This window comes from Terriglobia bacterium, from assembly GCA_020072645.1.
GTDB lineage: Bacteria > Acidobacteriota > Terriglobia > Terriglobales > Acidobacteriaceae > Angelobacter.
On record JAIQGK010000003.1, the window covers coordinates 107,245 to 126,697 of the forward strand.

General features: G+C 55.6%; 16 protein-coding genes and 1 pseudogene. 5 read left to right on the forward strand and 12 right to left on the reverse strand.

Annotated elements, in window-relative coordinates; genetic code table 11:
• Positions 1-28 precede the first annotated feature (28 nt).
• The 5 genes from LAO76_03925 to LAO76_03945 all read right to left on the reverse strand — a co-directional run bounded on the left by LAO76_03925 (position 29) and on the right by LAO76_03945 (position 5,109).
• Positions 29-700, reverse strand: a complete 672-nt coding sequence (locus tag LAO76_03925) for a DUF1326 domain-containing protein (protein ID MBZ5490065.1) — start codon at positions 698-700, stop codon at positions 29-31.
• Positions 701-852: 152 nt separating this feature from the next.
• Positions 853-1,083, reverse strand: coding sequence for a hypothetical protein (locus tag LAO76_03930; GenBank protein ID MBZ5490066.1), 231 nt, complete (start codon positions 1,081-1,083; stop codon positions 853-855).
• Positions 1,080-2,078, reverse strand: a complete 999-nt coding sequence (locus tag LAO76_03935) for an FAD binding domain-containing protein (GenBank protein ID MBZ5490067.1) — start codon at positions 2,076-2,078, stop codon at positions 1,080-1,082. Before LAO76_03935 ends, LAO76_03930 begins: the two co-directional genes overlap by 4 nt.
• On the reverse strand, positions 2,065-4,452 hold the full coding sequence (locus tag LAO76_03940; GenBank protein ID MBZ5490068.1) for a xanthine dehydrogenase family protein molybdopterin-binding subunit: 2,388 nt from the start codon (positions 4,450-4,452) through the stop codon (positions 2,065-2,067). The genes LAO76_03935 and LAO76_03940 overlap by 14 nt, the downstream gene beginning before the upstream one ends.
• Before the next feature lie 3 nt (positions 4,453-4,455).
• Positions 4,456-5,109, reverse strand: a complete 654-nt coding sequence (locus LAO76_03945; protein ID MBZ5490069.1) for a (2Fe-2S)-binding protein — start codon at positions 5,107-5,109, stop codon at positions 4,456-4,458.
• Between the two features lie 274 nt (positions 5,110-5,383).
• Here LAO76_03945 and LAO76_03950 point away from each other — a divergent pair, with 274 nt between their 5' ends.
• The 3 genes from LAO76_03950 (at position 5,384) to LAO76_03960 (ending at position 9,748) form a co-directional block, all read left to right on the forward strand.
• Positions 5,384-6,766: an MFS transporter gene (locus LAO76_03950; protein ID MBZ5490070.1), complete on the forward strand. Its 1,383-nt coding sequence runs from the start codon at positions 5,384-5,386 to the stop codon at positions 6,764-6,766.
• Between the two features lie 344 nt (positions 6,767-7,110).
• Entirely contained in the window at positions 7,111-8,667 is a 1,557-nt protein-coding gene (locus LAO76_03955; GenBank protein ID MBZ5490071.1) for a carboxylesterase family protein, read from the forward strand.
• Between the two features lie 166 nt (positions 8,668-8,833).
• Positions 8,834-9,748: a sel1 repeat family protein gene (locus LAO76_03960; GenBank protein ID MBZ5490072.1), complete on the forward strand. Its 915-nt coding sequence runs from the start codon at positions 8,834-8,836 to the stop codon at positions 9,746-9,748.
• Positions 9,749-9,921: 173 nt separating this feature from the next.
• Here the strand turns inward: LAO76_03960 and LAO76_03965 are convergent, their stop codons facing one another.
• Positions 9,922-10,608, reverse strand: coding sequence for a hypothetical protein (locus tag LAO76_03965; GenBank protein ID MBZ5490073.1), 687 nt, complete (start codon positions 10,606-10,608; stop codon positions 9,922-9,924).
• A gap of 9 nt (positions 10,609-10,617) precedes the next feature.
• Positions 10,618-11,988, reverse strand: coding sequence for a hypothetical protein (locus tag LAO76_03970; protein MBZ5490074.1), 1,371 nt, complete (start codon positions 11,986-11,988; stop codon positions 10,618-10,620).
• 303 nt (positions 11,989-12,291) lie between these two features.
• On the opposite strand from LAO76_03970, the gene LAO76_03975 reads away from it, so the two are divergent.
• Entirely contained in the window at positions 12,292-12,483 is a 192-nt protein-coding gene (locus LAO76_03975) for a hypothetical protein (protein MBZ5490075.1), read from the forward strand.
• A 90-nt stretch (positions 12,484-12,573) separates the two neighbouring features.
• On the opposite strand, the gene LAO76_03980 is transcribed toward LAO76_03975, so the two are convergent.
• Complete coding sequence (locus tag LAO76_03980; GenBank protein MBZ5490076.1) at positions 12,574-13,032, reverse strand: RecX family transcriptional regulator; 459 nt, start codon at positions 13,030-13,032, stop codon at positions 12,574-12,576.
• 287 nt (positions 13,033-13,319) lie between these two features.
• A complete protein-coding gene (efp, locus tag LAO76_03985; GenBank protein ID MBZ5490077.1) occupies positions 13,320-13,895 on the reverse strand; it encodes an elongation factor P in 576 nt (191 codons plus the stop codon).
• Positions 13,896-14,274: 379 nt separating this feature from the next.
• Here efp and LAO76_03990 point away from each other — a divergent pair, with 379 nt between their 5' ends.
• Positions 14,275-14,472: a hypothetical protein gene (locus LAO76_03990; GenBank protein MBZ5490078.1), complete on the forward strand. Its 198-nt coding sequence runs from the start codon at positions 14,275-14,277 to the stop codon at positions 14,470-14,472.
• Positions 14,473-14,603: 131 nt separating this feature from the next.
• Here the strand turns inward: LAO76_03990 and LAO76_03995 are convergent.
• The 3 genes and pseudogenes from LAO76_03995 to LAO76_04005 form a co-directional block, all read right to left on the reverse strand.
• Positions 14,604-14,729: pseudogene (locus LAO76_03995) on the reverse strand (elongation factor P).
• A gap of 139 nt (positions 14,730-14,868) precedes the next feature.
• Positions 14,869-15,936: a cytochrome-c peroxidase gene (locus LAO76_04000; protein MBZ5490079.1), complete on the reverse strand. Its 1,068-nt coding sequence runs from the start codon at positions 15,934-15,936 to the stop codon at positions 14,869-14,871.
• 295 nt (positions 15,937-16,231) lie between these two features.
• Positions 16,232-19,342 (reverse strand): NACHT domain-containing protein, encoded by a 3,111-nt coding sequence (locus LAO76_04005; GenBank protein MBZ5490080.1) that lies wholly within the window; start codon positions 19,340-19,342, stop codon positions 16,232-16,234.
• Between the last annotated feature and the right edge of the window lie 111 nt (positions 19,343-19,453).

Consider the following 19,453-nt stretch of genomic DNA (forward strand, 5'->3'; position numbering starts at 1 on the left):
CAGCCCTGTTGGTGATAATTCTTAGTATTTACCGCGCAAACGTTCCCACAAACGCGCTGCGTTTGTCATGCAGCGTCCATGAAGTGTTCAGGTCTTTGCCACGATATTCGTCCGTCATGGCGACGGCGGGCATGGCGTGAGCGGTCTGCGTGAGCGGTTTGTAGAAAGTATCTTCGTTGCCGCAGAGGTGGTCTTTCTCGCCGATGGCCCGAGTTTCCACCGTGACGACATCGCCAGCCTGCAAGCGGGCGCGGGTATTGTGTTCGCCCTGCGCTACTTCCATGTCAATAGGCGCGTCCACGACGCGGACCACGTGGCGCAGAAGCTCGCCGCCCATCTCCTGAGCAAAGTTGATCAGCGCTGCGCGTTGTTGCGGCGTGGCCTGCCGATCAACCAGCAGCACGGACTTTGCAGGATACGGCTTGCCGTAAGGATCGCCCAGCGTGGCTTGCGCCTTGATTGCGCCGACGATGGTCAGGCCGTCGAGCGAGACGCCGTCCCACGTGCCTTCACCAATATGCCAGGCGACGATTGCTTCCTGTCCGGCGGTGTTCATTTCACCATTGGCAAAGCACTGGCCAACGTACACATCGGCACTGCGGGTTTCCAGGTATTGGCCTTTGATCTGTGGAGCTGAAGCGGCAAAGGCGCTCAAGCCCAGCAGTGTTATGAATATGAATGAAACCATAAGCTTTCTCATAGCACGCTCCCTGCTCTATCTATTGTAGTCTGCGGGATAAAAGATTCAACTCTCCGACGGTGTTCAGCGCCCACAAAAGTAAAGAGACGTAGCATGCTACGTCTCTACATTGAGAGCTGCGATGGTTGCGAGGCGCTTTCGCTGTGCCTGGCTTACTTGCTGGCTCCGCAGTGGCAGCCGCGCTCGCCGGAACAGCAATTTCCCGGCTCGGCCAGTTTGCCGTCAGGTCCGATGCAGGTCTGCGTCATGGCGCACCAGAAAAGGCCGTCGCCGGAGCGGGGAACCGTGGGATCAGGCGCGGACCAGATGTACTGGCTCTTCCAGTGCAGCGCTGAGCACAGCCCCGCCCGTTCTGTATTGAATCTTTCTGGTACGTTGCTCATGCTGCACCCCCTGCGGCCTGCGATCCGGCTGCGGCCAGAATGGCCCGCTTTACAGCTACCCGGGCCAGATGGATTTTGTGGGCGTTGTGTCCCAGGCTTTTGGCATTTGCTACGGCGGCTTGCGCGGCCTGGTCTGCCGTGGCCTGTGTGACGGCCTTGCCTTGCAGAGCCTGCGCCGCTTCCACAGAGACCCACGGAATGGGCGCGACGTGTCCCATGACGATCCGCGCGCTCTGCACCGTGCTAGCGTTCATCGTGAGGGCGACAGCGGCGGTGGCATATGGCCAGTCAAAAGCTTCTTTCTGGCGGACTTCATAGTGCGCGGCTCGAACGCCGGGAGCCGGCGGCACGATGACGTGCGAAATGAATTCATCAGGCTTAAGATCGTGTTCGCGTTCCTGCTCGGTCTTGGGGATGACAAAGAATTTCTCTACAGGAACTTCTCTCTTCCCGCGAGGTCCCACGATACTGACCTTCGCGTTATAAGCAATCAGCACCGGCGCAACGGTGGATGGGCTGACGAAAAGCGCGGGCCCATCATTGCCGAGAATGGCATGATAACGATTGTCGCCCTGGAGGACCAGCGACTTGCCATCTTTCTGCGCCAGCAAGCCGTGGCCTGCGCGGAAATACCAGCAGCGCGGGCGTTGGCAAAGATTTCCGCCAATGGTGGCGACGTTGCGAATCTGCGGACTGGCTGCATCACCGGCCGCGGCGGCCAGCATGGGAAAATTATGCTGTGCCGTGGAAGCCGCGCTGATTCTATCCAGCGTAACCAGTGCGCCCAGGTGGAGCGCGCCTTGCTCTGTGCTGATGGCATGCAGCCCTTCCACGGTCTTGATGTTCACCAGCCGTTTAGGCGTGGTGATCTCATCTTTCATCAGGGAAAGCAGATCGCTGCCGCCGGCCAGAATTTCCACTTCGCCCCAGCTCTTGCCGAGCAGGGCGGTCACCTGGTCCGCGGTGGTAGGAGAGGCGTAATCAAACGGTCGCATTGCTGCCTCCTTTCGGGTTGAGCGCGTTCACTACGCGATCGGGAGTGATGGGCAGGAACGGCACGCGCACGCCTATGGCATTGGCCACGGCATTTCCAATTGCAGCCATGGGGCCTACGGTCGGCGGTTCACCAAGACCGATCGGCCCGCGCTCGTCATAGCCTTTGCCCGTCATCATATGGACCACCAGCTCGCCAACATCGCCGATGCCCGCGAGGCGGTAGAAATCCATGTTGGGATTGAGCATGGTGCCAAGGTTGTTATCCATGATTTTTTCTTCGTAAAGCGTGGTGGCGATGCCCATGATCATGGCGCCGTAAACCTGACTCTCAGCCGTCTTCAGGCTGATGACAAGGCCGCAATCCTGCGCGCAGACCATTTTGTTCATCTTCACGATGCCCGTCTCCGTGTCCACGGAGACGTCAGCCATCACAGCGCCTCCAACACCGCTGGAAATGAGATCACCAGGCCCAGGATTTTTACCCAAGGTTTGGATAGGCTGTGTTCCCAGCCGCGCGCAGGCGTCTTTCCAACTCAAGCTGCGCGACGGGGCTGACTTTACGCGAATGCTTCCGCCAACAGCCTCGAGTTCGTCCGGCTTAGCGTTGAGCGCCGAAGCAACTTTGGCGAAGAGCTGTTCGCGTGCGTCAATGGCTGCGCGACGAGTAGAAGAACTGACGCCCCCAATCGTGGTGCTGCCGCCTGATCCGCCTGACTTTGGATATTGATTGTCGCCGATCTTCAATTCCATCTGGTTCAGTTGAAGACCCAGAGTGTCACCAGCAACAATCAGGATAGCGGTGCGGGTTCCCACGCCAAGGTCCTGAGTGCCCATTTGGATTTCTACAGAGCCAGTGGGATAGATGGTGAGGGCGCAGTTGCTTTCATGTCCGCGCCCGCCCCAAGTGTGGATGGCCAGCCCTAAGCCGCGTCTCTCAGTGCCGGAGCCTTGCCCGCGTGGATGCCAGTTCTTTTTCCAGCCGATCAGGTCAGCGGTAATCATCAGCTCGTCGCGGTATGTATCGGCGCGATGGTATGTATCTTCCGGCGGCGCCGTGAGCGCGATGTTTTTCAGCATGAGGTCCAGAGGATCCAAGCCCAGCTTGGCGGCACAATCCTCAATGGCCGACATGGTAATCAGACATCCTTGCGGATGATTGGGCGCACGCCACGCGCGTGCCGGGCCGATATTGGTAGCAACGGCTGTGTGCTGCTTGCGCTGGTTAGGAATGTTTACAACGTAAGGCATGGGTGGAGCGCCGCCGCCGCCCGGGCCGCCAGTGCCCCATGATTCAGATTGCCATGCCGTGAGTGTGCCATCTTTTTTGGCTCCGACTTTAACCCTCGCAAAGGCCGAAGGACGGCAGCCTGCGACCTCCAGTTCGGCATCGCGCTCCAGCATTACGCGGACCGGCTTGCCGCCTGCCTTTTTTGAAACCTGCGCGGTATAAGCGCCCCAGCGGTCAATGCCAAACTTGCTGCCAAAGCCTCCGCCGATGTGGTCCTGGTGCACGTGGACGTTGCTTTCCGGAATCTTCAGCGCCTGCGCGTACTGGCCTGCGAGCCCGGAAACATTCTGCGTGGAGATGTGGGAGAAGAGATGATCGTTGTCAGTCCACTCGGCGATGGAGCCGTGGCTTTCCAGACAGCAATGCGTGATCACTGGACAGCCATAAACGCCTTCAGAGACAACCTCCGCTTCTTTGAAGCCTGCGTCGGGATCGCCTTTGACCTGCTCGCTCTCTTTCTTGTAAGGCGAATTGTTGGGCTCTGGTTCTTTCACCGGAGCAGCCTGCAGCGCTTTGATTATATCGTCGCTGACTTCATTGTCTTTCATCCGCTTCGCCATCTCTGGACTAACTTTAAAAGCAAGCCCGCGCTTTTGTACCGCGGCGACAACCTGTTCGTCCGGTGCATCGTCATTCAACATCTGGAAGACATCGCGCTGGGTAAGCGGCCCGGTGCTCTCCGCGATGTTTTTAGGCTCGGAAAAATCGTCGACGAAGAAGGGAAGCGGCTGATATTCAACTTTGATGGCGCGCGCCGCGTCGGCTGCGGTGGGTTCATCAACGGCGGCTACGACCACAATGTCATCGCCGGCCCAGTGAATTTCACTGCCTTTATCCTGGATAATGTAAACGCCTTTTACTCCGGGCATTTTCTCAGCGGCGGAGGTATCAATGCTCACGACTTTGGCATGGGCATGCGGCGAGCGAACTACTTTGCCGTACAGCATGCCGGGCCGATGAACGTCATAGGTGTATTTGGCGCGGCCTGAAACTTTATCCGGGCCATCGACGCGGGAGATGCGTTTTCCAATCAGCGTCCGCTTGTCTGCGGCGGGCCATCCATATTTAGTATTGTCGTCTGCCATGGATCAGGCTCCTTTCGTCTTTGCGGCCTGCAAAACGGCGGCGCGCATTCCGGCATAAGTTCCGCATCGGCAGAAGTTTCCGCCCAGACCGTGTTTGATCTGCTCCGGCGTGGGGTTGGGATGCTGGTCAAGAAAAGCCTTGGTGGCCACAACGAAGCCCGGCGTGCAGAAGCCACATTGCTGCGCGTCATTATCGATAAAGGCCTGCTGGATGGGATGGAGATGGCCCGGCTCGCCGAGGCCTTCCACGGTTGTAATCTGCGCGCTCTGCGCATCAATGGCCAGCACGGAGCAGGAGTACACGGCTTTGTTGTCCATCAGCACGGTGCATGCGCCGCAGGTGCCGCGATCGCAAACGCGCTTGGCGCCGGTAAGCTCAAACTGGTCTCGCAATGCGTCCAGCAGGGTCACTCGCGGCTCAAGCTGCGCATTGAGCTTCTTGCCATTCACAGTGAGCGATACCGGAACCTTGCCCGGCCCCTGAACGTGCGGCGCGTCATCGAGCGCGAGCGCGCTGACATGGCTCACCAGCGGGACCGCGGCAGAGACTCCAGATATTTTCAGGAAGTCGCGCCGGGAAACTCCAGAGCTGGAAGATGATGGTTTAGATTCCTTGGCTTTGTCGCTTTTATCGGGCTTTGCAGGCTTCTCAGGCAGATCGTCCACAGGATGCCTCCATGAGTATTGCAGATCAGAATGACAGCAAATTGCGAAAACGAAATTGTAACTCTACGGGGTGGAGCGTGTCTTGTGGCAGAGGGCCAAGTGCGGGAGGTTTCCGATATTCACGAGCAAGCAAATGAATGATGGGTTGCGGGCAGTCGACAATACGGGGGTAAAACATGCCAGGGGCATTTCAGGGTGCTCATCTGGTGAAACTTCCTACAAGAGGACTTCTGGGGCCCGCGCCGCCGCAGGCGCGACAGGAGCCATGGTTGTGTTTCGTGAGGCTCCGGTAGACAATGGACGCGTGAGCCCGCACAAGCACCGGATCACCGAATACCTGCGGCCCAAAACGCTTGCGATGTTGTTGCTCGGGTTTTCTTCAGGCCTTCCTTTTCTCCTGGTGGGAAATACATTCGGCTACTGGCTGCGCGATGAACATACCTCCCTGACGGCGATCGGATTTCTTTCCTGGGTGGGTATCGCCTATTCGCTGAAGTTTCTGTGGGCGCCCGTAATGGATCGCGTCGATTTGCCATTGTTTAGGCGGCTTGGACGTCGGCGCGGGTGGATGATGTTCTCGCAAGTTGTCGTCGGGCTGGCGCTGTGCGCGATGGGCGGAGCGGGCACCAAATTCGGGCTTGGCCGGCTCGGAGCTCTGTCGCTTGTCGTCGCGTTTGCCTCATCGACACAAGACATCGTGGTCGACGCCTGGCGAATCGAATCGGCAGACGATGGAGAAGAACAAGGTCTTCTCGCGTCTGCTTATCAGTTCAGCTATCGCATGGCGATCCTGGCTACAGATTCCCTGATCCTCATCCTGGCAGCGACCGTGGGCTGGCGCATGTCTTACGGTATTTACGGTGCGGCTATGGCAGTTGGAATCATCGCGACCTGGTTTGCCAGGGAACCGGAGCGCGCGGATGCGGTGATGCATGAAAAAGAGCGGGCAGCGCCGATTTGGACGTGGCGCGGCTTCTTTGACGCTGTGGTGGGACCGTTCATCGCTTTTTTTCGTGCACATGGCTGGCTCGCGTTCGTGATGTTGGCGGCAATCAGTCTCTACCGGGTGCCGGACTTCATCATGGGGCCGATGGCGAATCCCTACTACCACGACATCGGTCTTTCGAAGGCAACGGTCGGAGCCGTGCGCGGGTCAATCGGACTCGTTGCGACGTTTGCAGGCATTGCAGCCGGCGGATTCTGTTCGCTGAAGCTTGGCTACATGCGCGCGCTCATCATCGGGGGCATTTTGCAGTCTGCCGCCATCGCCGCGTATGCGACTCTCTCCATTGCGGGCGCCACAGTTCCTCTCTTTGCGCTGATCATGGCAGGTGATAACTTCGGCATCAGCTTTGCAGGCGTTGCGCTTATAGCCTACATGTCAAGTCTCACCAACATTGGATACACCGCCACGCAGTATGCGCTGTTGAGTTCAACCTATGCCTGGCTGGGAAAGATATTGAAGGGGTTTTCGGGCGCTGAGGTGGAAAGACTGAGCGCCACGCACGGCCTTATTCATGCCTACGGCATTTTCTTTATCGTTTGCGGGCTGACCGGCGTGCCTGCCGTCCTTCTTTTTGCGGCCCTGGATTACTGGCACAGGCGGAAACAACCGGTCGCAGCGATGGGTTTGCAATCGAATTCGTAACCACCATTTTTGTTGAAAGTACCGTGGGGCTAAAATCGGCGTAACATCCCGGTTACAGTCGTTGACACACAGCGTTTGCACGCACGATCCAGATAAATGAGCGTAATAGTGTTTCATTCCTATTTTGAAGGCTCCTCAAACAAGCGCAGCAGACTATAATGAGCACCTCTACCGGACTGGCTGGGTGGTTTGCCCAACGCCTCAGTGGAACTAAAAAAATCTGACCTCGAAAGGAGAGCGTCATGATCTCCGTGGGAAAAACAGCAAAACAAAATTGGTTATCGCGGCTGTTATGGGCTGCTGCGGCGGCTTGTGTTCTGATGGCAATGGCAAGGAACAGCGCGATGGCCGCATCCGGCCCGCTGATAATCGCCGAAGACGGCGCCTTTCGCGGTGTGGCGACAGCCACCATGGACCAATTTCTGGGGATTCGTTACGCTCAAGCTCCGGTGGGAGATCTTCGCTGGAGACCGCCCCGCAAGCCCGAGCGGGTGGTTGGCATCCAGGACGCGACCCAGTTTGGGAATCACTGTCCTCAGCCCACGTCCCCGTTTGGTCTTGCCAGCGCGACGGAGGATTGCCTTTTCCTGAATGTCTTTACTCCCGTGCGACACGCTAGTCATGATGGAGACCGCGATCATGGCCGCCTTCCTGTGATGTTCTGGATGCACGGTGGCGCGCTGGTGGTTGGTGAAAGCGATGACTACAATCCCCAGCGTTTGGTGGAGCAGGGCGTGGTTGTGGTTACGATCAACTACAGGCTTGGAGCTCTGGGGTTTCTTGCGCATCCGGCATTGAGCGCTGAAGCCGCCGATCCTGACAGCGACGGCGATGCGGATCATGCGCCGGCTTCTGGCAACTACGGCATCATGGACCAGCAGTTGGCGCTCAAGTGGGTGAAGCGGAATATCGCTGCGTTTGGAGGCGACCCAAAGAATGTGACGATCTTCGGCGAGTCGGCCGGTGGGCTCAGCACGTTCAGCAATCTTGTTTCACCTTTGGCGAAGCACTTGTTTGACAGGGCAATTGTGGAGAGCGGCGCCTACCGCCTCAATCTGCCGAGCCTGGCGACAGCGGAAGCACAAGGGAGTGCATTCGCCACAGCCGAAGGATGCACCGCACAAACTGCGGCGTGCCTGCGCGCTCTCACGGTCGGGCAGATACTGGCGAAGGAGAATCCGGCCGGCTACGTGACCAATGTGGATGGCAGGGTGATCCCGCAGTCGATCGATACGGCGCTTGCCAGCGGTGAGTTCAATCGCGTGCCGGTGATCAATGGCAGCAACCATGACGAATGGCGGCTGTTTGTCGCCCTGAATGACGTTTTTGCCGGCATCATTCCCACGCCCGGCAATTATCCGCAGATCATTGCCGCGACGCTTGGGATTCCAGTGGCAGCCACAGGGCCGATCGTCGCTTTGTATCCGTCAGGGACTACGACGCTGAGTACCGAACTGGCGCTGGGAGCGGTTGGCACGGACGCGATTTTTGCATGCCCCGCACATTTTGCCAGCGCGCTTACCGCTCAGTTTGTGCCGACCTTTGCCTACGAGTTTAATGACGAGAATGCGCCGGAAGACTTCCTGCCCTTTGCAGGTTTTCCTTACGGCGCGGCGCATGCATCTGAACTCCAGTACCTTTTTGACTTGCGAGCTGCGTTTCCAACGACGCCCCTCAATGCCGATCAGCGGCAACTTGCAGGAAATATGGTGCAATACTGGACAGCATTCGCCGCCAACGGCAATCCCAATCAGCCAAGCACGCCGAACTGGCCGGTGTTCAGCGTGGCGGAGACGGACATGCAGTCATTTGTGCCGCCTACGCCGGAGACCGAGTTCAACTTTGCTGTTGATCACAAATGCGCATTTTGGGACGCGGCCGCAGGGAGGACACTACCGTAAATTGGATCAGTGCTTTGGGTTTTTCGGCTGCACTCTCTGGTTCGAGGTGCATACGGCATTCTTTTCGGGAATGTTAAAAATACGTAAAGCTCGTAAACCGGCTGGGCCGTGGCGCACGGAGCGCACTATACTTACTTCGGTTCAAACCTCGGTTCAAAAGCATTCCATGATTCCAGCTTATAAGCTCAGGGCCTTCGCAATCGCGATTGCCCTCTCTATATCCGCATTGGCGCAGGCACAAAGAACCGATGCTTGCCCGCGCGAGGACAAAGATTTCATCGCCGTTCAGCAGCGCGCCGATGCTAATGATCCCGCGGCGCAAACGGCATTGGCTTCCTGCTATGACCTGGGAATGCATGTAAAGCCGGATGGTAAAGAATCGATCCGCTGGATTACCAAGGCGGCGAACCAGGGTTACGCGCCGGCTGAATATGAGCTGGGCAGGATTTACCTTTATGGTCGCGGCATAAACATTGACTATGCGCAGGCGCTGGCCTGGGAGAGCAAGGCGGCAGAAAAGGGCGATCCGCGCGCGCAGCGTGACTTGGCGTTTATGTATGAGCGCGGGTTTGGCGTGGCAGCCGATCCGGTAAAAGCAGCAGAGTGGAACCAGAAGGCCGCAGCGCAGGGAAATGCTGAGGCGCAGCTTCATCTGGCTAAGGCGCTCGATGACGGCGCAGGCGTGAACAAAGATGCGGACGAGGCGCGCAAGTGGTATGGCAAGGCAGCGCGACAGGAGCAACCGGCGGCGCAGTTGGAGCTGGCGAGACAGTCCGCAGGCCAGGGCAATTGTCCCGTGGCGGTGCATTGGTATGAGGAAGCGGCTGGACACGGAGAGGCGCGGGCAATGTACGAGCTCGGACGGCTTTATTTAAGTAAATGCGGGCCAGACAAAGCTAAGGCGTTCACATGGTTCACGATCGGGGCGCGGTTCAGGTCCGATGAGAGCAAAGCAGAAGCGCAGGGACTTGAGCACAAGCTCACTCCCGCACGGAAAAAACATGCTGAGATTGCGGCAGAAAAATGGATCAAAGAACATCCCGGCAGTGACAAGGAAGAAGACGAAGAGGAGAAGCGCTAATGCGGTTGGCCGGAGGCATTGAAGCCGAATTTTTTCGAAAGTTATATCACAGGCTGAAGGCCCTGCTCCGCGCCGCGGCTGGATACAGCAGTAAAGAAGATGCAAAAAAGAGGAGGAGCGATAAAGCTCCTCCTTTAAGCGCTGCTTCTTCGTTCGTTCAACACCAAGTCAGCTCAGAACCAGCCCTGCCCATTCGGATTCAGAGCGGTTTCAGCAAAGGCGCGTGTTGCCGCCGCGCTGTGAGTGGCTGCATTTTCATGGAACGGCACCACCACGTAGTGAATTTCGCCGGCTTCAAGGTTGACGAAGTTGTGGTATGCCGCGTAATCGACGCCGCCCTGAAGTCCACCCAAGGTTGACTGAATGCCAGGGGCAAGGAAGATCACAAAGACAGTCCCCGCCGCAGGCGCGGGAATGGCCTTACTCTTCAGCATGTCTGAAAGCTTTTGCTGAATGGTGAGGTCATTCACCTTGCTTTGGCTGAGATCGCTGAAGTCTTCCAGTTTTGGCGCAGCGCGCAGCGTTTTGATGCTGTGCTGCTTCAACTCCGCGACCTGTGTGTTTCCAGCGGATGCCGTGACATCAAGCAGGGAAGCTTCACGGCCACGAACCTGCGCATCGCCCCAACCCGCGCCCAGAAAGATACTGACTTGCTGGGTGGAAGCCAGAACGGGGCCGCCGTGGAATGTTTTTGGTCCGGCCACGGAAAGGTCGACAGGAACAATCTGGGCTTTGCCGCCGTCGTCGTCAAAAGCAAAGTTGGGCTCCGACGGGCGGTCCACCGAAGCCTGTTGTTGCGCGGCCAGGACGCAGGTCACCGTGCCGCAAAGCAATAAAATCCCAAGCGCGAATTTTTTCATAAGCTCTCCTTATTGCGTTACGTTCAGGTTTACGTCGTCCAGGACGAATGAGGTTTGCAGCGTGGAGTCTTCCACGCCCTTGAAGAATATCTGGATTGTCTGTCCTTTGAAGCTGAGCAGGTTAAACGATTTCTGCGCATATCCAGTGTTGTGGTTCAGGTTGGAGAACGTTCCCAGGGTTGAAAGCACGGTGCCGGAAGAATTGCGCACCTGCACGGTCAACGTATCGAAGGCTGTGGTGGTGCTGGTTTCAGCAGTGTCAATGTGCAGGAAGAAAGTCAGCGTTGCCGCTGTGGCGGTCGACGAGATCGTCACCTGTTGCAGCGCAGTGTCTGTGTGCGTGGTGCCATAACCATCCAGCCATGCGTCCCAGCTTCCGGTGTGAGGCGGTTCGCTGGTGGAGTTATTGATCACGCCTGTGGTTACCGTCCAGGGAGCGGGGCTTGTGGACCCGTTCTCAAACCCGGGATTTCCGATGATCTGCGTGGTTGTGCCGCCTGAACCAACCGTCAGCGAAACGGTGGTACTGTGCGAAACTCCGCCGCCGCTGGCGTTGATCGTGATTGTGGATGTGCCTGTTGTGGCCGTGCTGCTGGCGGTGAACGTCAGCGTGGAACTGCCAGAGCCCGGAGCGGCGATTGACGTCGGACTGAAAGCTGCGGTCACGCCAGAGGGAAGCCCAATGGCTGAAAGCGATACGGCGGAATTAAACCCACCTGAAACCGTGGTGGAAACAGTTGTCGTTTTGGTTCCACCCTGCGCCACAGAAACCGTGGTGGGCGAAGCGCTCAAAGCAAAATCGGGCGTCTGGGTGCCGGGATTGAAGACGATGTCCAGCACCGGATGCAGCTCAATTCCGTTGGGAGCAACGCCGGTTTGGCCGTGCAGAAAATCAAACATTCCCACGCCTGTGACCTTCACCGGGATGTTCGCCGTCTGGAAGCTGGTGGTAGCCGTGAACTTGGCATTGAATTCATTCCGCGCGTTGGTTATGCCCGGCAAAAATGGGCTGCCCGCGCCAACACATGACGGCGAGGGAATCTCCACGATCATGGTGAGCCCGCCAGCATCTTGTAGCACCAGATGATAGTCGGAATCGCTTTCCAATTTATATTCCGTGAGCGTGGCATTGAGTACCCACTGCGTGGTTTCCCACGGGGACACGCGATTATTGGCTGGGATCGGGTTCGGCGCGGCCGGCGCGCGCAACGCTGCGATGGTTGTATTGGTGGAAGAGTTCAGGTTGACCAGGCCGACATCGGCGTCAGTCCCGGTTTTTACTGACCAGCGCTCCACGCCGCATTGGGCGAAAAGAGACGCTGGAACAACCAGCAGAAGTACAGCCAAAAACAAACGACTACGGCGCAGATGTTGCATCATCCAGCCTCCAGGTTCGTTTCGGTGTCACATTTAGTTACGGTGCATCATCATAGTTGCTGTGCGCGCAAACCATATAGATATTTCGTGAAAGTTTGATAAAGCTTGTCCCGAAACGGGACGCGGCAGTTTTGCAAACGCGCAGGCTGGCTTAATCCAAACTATGCCCCGTTCTGGAGCAGCGGGGAGTCCCAATGCTGTAACGGTAACTTCACCTCAGTAACTTGTTGGCGCGATTCCCACCCTTCTATCGTTGATCAGAGTCAGGTTGGCTGTGTAACGCCGCTGCCTGACCAGGAGCTCGACATGGCCGGAGATATCACTTTTGTGAAGTGCCCTCGCGGGGATTCCTTTCCGGTACGCAAGACGGCCAGCCCTTCAACGGGCCATCAGCAGATTATCTGCCCCAGATGCGGGCACGATTTTGACGTAACCATGGACGAAACCGTGGAGCGCCTTTCACCCGAACCAAAGCTTGCGTTAGCGCTCGCGCGGTAAGCTGACAATTCGCCGATGCGCAGCAAGCCCGACATTGGTGAAGCGGAATAAATTCGCTGCCGCCCCGCAAGCGCATCTGCGAATCGTAACCTATGTTTCTTCCGCTTCTTCCTGCAGCGCCGTCAGCAATTCGTCGTCGACGTGCCAATTCTTGAGCACCTTAACGGCAATTCCCACGCCAAATCCGGCCCGCATCAGCCCGCGAAAGATTCTTGCCGCGTCTTTTTCGTTAGCGGGCTTCTTCAACCGTTTGCGCTTCAGATAGGCCCGCGCCAGCTCTTCTTCATTCACGGCCGCGTACGTTTCATCCACTACCTTTTCGATTACGTCCGCATGCACGCCTTTCACTTTCAGGTCTGTGATCACGCGGCGCTTGCCGAATTTCTCATTGTCGCGGCGAAAACTGGAATATGCAGCGGCATAATTCGTGTCATTCAGGTACTTCTGCTCTTTCAACCGCAGGACAACCATTTCCACCAGCAGATGGCCGCGCTCATCTTTGGGAACGCGTTGGCGCATCAGCCGCTTCAGCTCGGCGACGGTCCGCATGCGTCGTCCCAACGAGCGAATCGCGTAGTCATACAGCGCATCTTCGTCGACGATTTCTTTGGGGCGCTTGAACGGCACGATGGGAAGAATAACAAATCTCACCACGGAGACAATCACCCCAACACAAGCCAAAATCGGGCTTGCCGGGGACCCCGCACGGAGGCACGGAGAATTGAGGGAATTTTAAATTCGCGGACTAGGATGAAGGCTTTGTGTTGCTTCGTGTCCTTGTAGTTAAAGGTCTTGCCTTGGCTAATTGCCAGGTGCCAATTGCTAATTGCTCATCCTCACGCCCTGGCCACAAATTCCCGCGTCTCCGTGGACACCTTTACCTTCTCACCCTCTTTAATAAAAAGAGGCACTCGGATTTCCAGCCCGGTTTCCAGCGTCGCGGGCTTGGTCACGTTGCCGCCGGATGAATCCCCGCGCACGCCCGGCTCCGTCTGGGCAATCGTCAACTCCACATGCGGAGGCAGTTGCAGGCCAATGGGATTGCCGTTGAACTTATGCACCTGGATAATGAGGCCTTCGCCAAGAAAATCCTGCGCGTCGCCAATCATCTCTTGTGACAGCGTAAGGGTCTCAAAGCTCTCCTGATCCATAAAGTAATATCCGTCCGCGTCGCTATATAATAAAGATGCCGGGACCATCTCCAGGTCGGGTTCCTTGAATTTGTCACTGGCTTTGAAGGTCTTGTCAAAAACGGCGCGGGTCAGCAGGTTGCGCATCTTTATGCGGACAAGCGTCTGCCCGCCGCGGGCGGTTGGCGTGTTCACCTCCACGTCAAGGCAGTGGAAGGGCGTTCCGTCCAGTTCAAAAAACATTTTGCGCTTGATGTCAATGGCATCAATCAGTGCGGCCATGGGTTCCTTTTGGGCGATGGTGAATAGCGATCAACGAACCTTCTAGCATATCAGCGTAGTAAATCAGACGTATTCAGGCTGGAACTGACCTCTATCCGGCTTCGGATGCCATCGTCCTTTGTGTCCTTTGTGGTTAAAGGTCTTTGCTTTTCCGATCATCGATTTCTGATCCGCGTTCATCCGCGTCTATCCGCGGTAGGGTTTTGCTTTTCCGATCACGTGCGATTCCGGCGATGACGGCAATCTTCGGTCGACTTCTGGCCCTGAGCTGCTTTCCCATTTTGGATCATGGCGCGAATTCTTCTTCCGGCAGAGACCCTGCTTCCTTCCTCATCCGACTTATAATCGCCTGCTAGAAAGTCAAGGAAAGGAGCATTCCATGGAAAACAATCGCGTACTAAGCCGGGTTGGCGCCCGCCTTCTAACTGAAGAGGACATGGAGCAGGTCGCCGCCGGATTCAAAATCGGCAGGTCCTTTGGCAGCTTCAATACCGGACCTTGCAACTTTGATCCCGTAACCTGCAGAGTCATCAGTGGAGACTGCAGTGACGTTCCGCCAGCCTGCCTCGGCGAGTAGTCCCCGCACCCAAGATCAACTAACCCAAAAAGGCCCGGTCAGGGCCTTTTTAGTCGACCGCAGGAGCCCCGGATAAAGTGGAAAACGATTCCGGAGTCGCTGGCGGGACTTGGGGTTGCGCATCTTGATGCGACCAGAGTCTGGCCGCCACGGGCGGTTGGAGTATTCGCCTCAACGTCAAGGCAGTGGAAGGGCGTGCCTTCCAGTTCGAAAAACATTTTGCGCTTGATGTCAATGGCATTGATCAGGGCGGCCATGGATTCGTTCGGAGTGTGCTGAATGGCGATCAACTCTTCTCCAATAGCAAGATAGCGGATCAGTTTGGAAAACTGACCAGCTACTTGTATCCGCCAAGACAACGAGCCGGACTTCGCAAGCCCTCGACCAGGGCAAGAGCTAGTCGCTAGGAAGTACCGGTGCCCCGGGGCTGCTCTTTGGCAACGCGGGCTGTTTGATGTAATCGAACGGAATTTGGCCAGTCAGGGCGCCAAACCAGGTCACAATTGATTTTACTTCTGCATCTGAGAGATGGCTTCCGCGCTGGTGCACAGACATGCGCCGAATTGCCTCCTCAAGCGTAGCAACCGATCCGTCATGGAAATACGGTGCAGTTTTTGTGATGTTTCGCAGCGAAGGCACCTTGAAGACCAATTTATCGGCATCCTGCTTCGTTATCTTGTGACGTCCCAGGTCAGACTCATTCGGCCATGGTTCAACAATCCCCAGTTTCTGAAAACTGTTACCGCCAACGTATGCGCCGTTGTGGCATGAGGGGCAGCCTGCATCCACGAACTTGTTGAATCCTCTCTTTTCAGCTCTGGTAAGAGCAGAATTGTCTCCGGTCAAAAAGCGGTCCCATCGTGATGGAGTGACCAGACCACGCTCGAATGCGCCAATTGCGAGTGCCATGTTATTGAAAGTGACGGGAGACTTCTCCTTCGGAAACGCTTGCCGGAACAACGCCACATACTCCGGCATTGATTCCAGCGTCCTGACGGCAGCAGCATCGGAAGGCATTGCCATCTCAGCCGGGTTCAAGACCGGGCCCTTGGCCTGCTCTTCGACGTCGGGTGCGCGACCATCCCAGAACTGCACAAAGTGCCCTGCAGCGTTATAAACCGTGGGAGCGTTGCGATTTCCTTTCTGGCCCTTATGGCCGGTTGAAACTGGTTCTGGCTCCGCACCATACGCATCCAGCGCATGACACGTATTGCACGAAATATCCTGCCCTGCTGACAAGCGCGTTTCGTAATACAGCATCCTGCCAAGTTTCACCTTTGCATCGGTGACAGGATTGTCAGGCGAATCCATAACCGAGGGAAGCGGACGGAACAGCTTCAACGCCACGGTATTTACCTGGACATCGGACACCTGGGCCGAAAGATAAATCGCCGAGGACACAACGACGATGAAAAGGAGGACCGCAAAAACATGCTTGAAAGCGCGCACACTGTGATTTGACATATCGATCTCACTTCTTCCCCGCCCGGCGCGAGGGACCACTTACGCCAAACGTTAGCAAGCAGCGGCCCGGAGCGCAGTGATGCCAGTCACAGGCACCTGTGATTCTTCAGCCCCGGAAAAGCGTGAGAAAGAGGATTGAGCGGCGCAAGCGCGGCACAGGAACTTTTTTGCGCGCTCCGCTGCTTTTCGTCCCAGCAAACAAAAACCGGGCTTCCACCCAATACGCGAAAACCGCGCGTCTTGTGGGACCCCGGCCTGTGGTGTAAGGAAGAATCGTTTTCAAGACGAGCAAATTTTATGCTTCCAGGCTCTCACCGGTAGGTTCTTCGCCATGTTCCCCGGATGAGGAATTTTGTGACGATTCTCCACTGAGAAGCTTAACCTTATGGTTCAGCCAATCGCTGATGATCTGTATCTGCTGAGCACTAAGCCTCGAATTCTCGGTCAATTTCTCGATATCAGTGGGCTCACGCGAAAACCATTTCACGATGACCTCCATAATGGGTGCTCGCTCTTCGAGTTTAAGGCGCTTGAATGCATTGAAGGCGACTTCCTGACCGCTAACTTGGCACAGAGTCTCAGCTGCAGCTGCAGCTAAAGCAAACAAGCCAAAAAGAGCGTCTGCATTCAGAGGCACAAAATCCACCTTTACCTCCGGTTCGCGGTACGTGCCGCGGCCCCAGCTTTTTATTAGGCGGGCATAAGATGCCGAGTTGGCCCAAGGCAGCGGCGCGGCGCTGAGAGCGCTTCCAATTTGAGATAGGTCTTCGACCTCATCAGAGAATAAACTGCGACACAGCTCTCGATCATATTCTGTAAAATGGAACAATATTCGCTGTCCTAACGCGGTGTAATAGCATTGCCGAAAGCTTGAAGGCTGTTCCTCGAAAATGGCTCCTACTCCGTGGTCCCTTAGCATGTATACCAAGTCCATGTATCCGATCATGTAGGCAGCTCTCGCGATAAAGGCGTACTTCATTGCAAGTTCGCGAATTTTGGGCGCGCAGATGCGAAATACTTTCAGGCGGAATGCTCTCCAGTATTCTTCGACTTCCGCCCTTGCTGCATTTGTATGTGGTCGATGGTCCCTGGGAATGAGGGTTGCACGCCGATAGCTAGCCACAATCCGAAATAGGGCTTCGCATCCTATTGCTGCTTGAACCTCGTTTTGACCACTGATTGTTTGAACGAACAAATTCAAGAGCGCTTCTGCGATGCTCTCGCGTGCCGCAATTTGGGCGCGCATGAGGTTACCGAAAAGAAATTCTAGCGGATCCTCTTCACTAGACTTCAACTCAGGTAAGGGCGGGGCTGACAATAACTGAGAGCGCACGGCTAAATAGATATCGAAAGCCGCATTGGTCAGTGCTTGAGCGATGTCTGGAGCTACACGGATAAACTCGAGACATCGTGCTGCAAACGATATCGTGTTAACGCGCTCTGGGCTCGGCCCGGCGCCGAACATTATCAAAGCTTTCATTAGAGCATCAGCAGCGCCCTCGGTCTCCCGACTCTGAATGTGAAATGCCAGTTGCGCTACCATGTCCCACTCACGTTTGGTGATCTTGGGTAAAAGCACGCCGAGGAGATCAGCTGGCCTAGGATTCGTTCTAAACAGGAATAGGGCCGTAAAATATTCAAGAAAAGTTCGATGGGTGAACTGATATAGACTATCGCCCGACTCTGAGGTTCCTGTATCCGTAAATATCCAGGCTCGGCCCTTCGAAAACTCAATAAACTCTTCCGCGGTGGCACGGGCCTTTTCACTTGTGGCGAAGCGCGAGCGGAGATAGTCTGCTGCCTTCCCGACCAGTTGATTCCCTGTAACACCACCCTGAAGCTTCTTGTCCGCATATATCCAATGAGCAAGATACGCCATCAAGGGACTAAGATCATCTTCATAGCTGAAGGTAGTCTTGATGCGCCTGCTGCGATCCCAACGTTCAAACAGCATCATTGCACATTTCTTGTATACTTCGGGCCGGTTAGCCGGTATGAAATTTTCTTCGCGATAGATGCTGCACATAAGGCCCAACATCAATGGATTTGAACGAAGATCCGGTACGCTCTGGCTCTCTTGCAAAAAAGCGAGTGCAAGTTCCTTCTTTTCTCGCTCATCGAGATTGTCATCGACTAAGAACCACTTCTGAACATAATCTTCAACCTGCTCGTCCCCGAACTCGTTGAGTTTAAACGCATCAAAGCGCTGTGGATCAAGCGGTGCTTGCTCATATCCAATCTGCCTAGATGTCACCAAGGTAGGTGCCGATGGATAAAGATTACAAAAGGCCTCAACTGCATCTCTAACCTCTTGACGTTGAGCTGTTTCCAGAAGCTCATCAATCCCATCGAAAATCACCATCGCCCGTCCATTCCTTAGCATATATTCGAGTGCAAAGGGCGGTGGGTTGAGTTGATATATGGCATTGCATTTGGAAATCATGAACTGAATGATTGAGCTTCCACGGTCGCGTTGGTCAACCCCGAAATCGCGAAGAACGACGACGATGGGCGTAACTTGGCGACCCTGGAATCTGGAAGTGGTTGAAAAATCGAAAACCAGTTTACTTGCAAAAGTGGTCTTCCCGCCTCCTGGATTGCCAAGGATCACGGCTCGGTGCATTCGATCAAGAAGATCCTCGGTCTCTAAACTAAGCTGAAAGCCACCCTCATAGTCGGTGGAGAATGTAGGATCGACATATAATTCAGCTATAGGGAATCGCTTGTTGCGTTCAAAATTTGGGGGACTGATGAGATGAAAGCGTTCAGCAACCTGCGCGCGGTATTTCTCCTCGAATTCCATAATGGCCGAGAGATGTGGAATTTTCCCCGTGAGTAAATCGAGATTAGCCTGTATGTCAGAAACACAGGATATAAGCTTTTCGTGACGTAAGGAGGAGAGGGTTTCATGCGCACCAAGTATTCCTTTATCCGCCGCAGTCTTAATTGCGGTTTCGGCCGCACTTAATAACGATGCCCAAATATCAGCTGCCAGTTGAGGGTTGTTTATTCTCGTATGAAGATGAAAGGAAGCGGCGAAAACTTTTCCTACTTCGTCTACGCCTGGGCAAGCCTCGGGAGCGAGCAACCGACACGCGAAGACCTGTCTAAGAATTACTTCGACTTCAGAGGTAGTTAGAAAAATCTTGATTTTGGTAGTATCAGTGGGATCAGCAGATTGGAGTGCACGCGCCATTTGTGCCGAGGATTTTTGAACGGCGGTTCGCAAGTCCCAATCCTTTTCAAGTGTCGAAGCAGCATTTTGTCCCCGAGTGCGACCGCTAACCATGATTTTTCCCAGTTGCAGCAGGCCAGCGCTCATCAAGTTCGCGACTAGGTTTGAGAGTACGCTTGTCGCAAAAGACTCGATATCAGTGCCCGGCAAGCCGCTGATACCAGTTGGCATCGAACTCATAGCTCCAAATCCCCCTTGTGACTCTAGGCCCCCTGATGATTTTAAACCAGATACGAAATTGGGCAGGCATATGCGTTGCTGTGGAGTTCCTCAAACAGTTCG

Bases quoted from the DNA above. Each gene is read 5' to 3' on its own strand.
- LAO76_03925 (MBZ5490065.1), bottom strand. From the start codon at position 700: ATGAGAAAGCTTATGGTTTCATTCATATTCATAACACTGCTGGGCTTG.
- LAO76_03930 (MBZ5490066.1), bottom strand. From the start codon at position 1,083: ATGAGCAACGTACCAGAAAGATTCAATACAGAACGGGCGGGGCTGTGC.
- LAO76_03935 (MBZ5490067.1), bottom strand. From the start codon at position 2,078: ATGCGACCGTTTGATTACGCCTCTCCTACCACCGCGGACCAGGTGACC.
- LAO76_03940 (MBZ5490068.1), bottom strand. From the start codon at position 4,452: ATGGCAGACGACAATACTAAATATGGATGGCCCGCCGCAGACAAGCGG.
- LAO76_03950 (MBZ5490070.1), top strand. From the start codon at position 5,384: ATGGTTGTGTTTCGTGAGGCTCCGGTAGACAATGGACGCGTGAGCCCG.
- LAO76_03955 (MBZ5490071.1), top strand. From the start codon at position 7,111: ATGGCCGCATCCGGCCCGCTGATAATCGCCGAAGACGGCGCCTTTCGC.
- LAO76_03960 (MBZ5490072.1), top strand. From the start codon at position 8,834: ATGATTCCAGCTTATAAGCTCAGGGCCTTCGCAATCGCGATTGCCCTC.
- LAO76_03965 (MBZ5490073.1), bottom strand. From the start codon at position 10,608: ATGAAAAAATTCGCGCTTGGGATTTTATTGCTTTGCGGCACGGTGACC.
- LAO76_03970 (MBZ5490074.1), bottom strand. From the start codon at position 11,988: ATGATGCAACATCTGCGCCGTAGTCGTTTGTTTTTGGCTGTACTTCTG.
- LAO76_03975 (MBZ5490075.1), top strand. From the start codon at position 12,292: ATGGCCGGAGATATCACTTTTGTGAAGTGCCCTCGCGGGGATTCCTTT.
- LAO76_03980 (MBZ5490076.1), bottom strand. From the start codon at position 13,032: ATGCGGACCGTCGCCGAGCTGAAGCGGCTGATGCGCCAACGCGTTCCC.
- efp (MBZ5490077.1), bottom strand. From the start codon at position 13,895: ATGGCCGCACTGATTGATGCCATTGACATCAAGCGCAAAATGTTTTTT.
- LAO76_03990 (MBZ5490078.1), top strand. From the start codon at position 14,275: ATGGAAAACAATCGCGTACTAAGCCGGGTTGGCGCCCGCCTTCTAACT.
- LAO76_04000 (MBZ5490079.1), bottom strand. From the start codon at position 15,936: ATGTCAAATCACAGTGTGCGCGCTTTCAAGCATGTTTTTGCGGTCCTC.
- LAO76_04005 (MBZ5490080.1), bottom strand. From the start codon at position 19,342: ATGCCAACTGGTATCAGCGGCTTGCCGGGCACTGATATCGAGTCTTTT.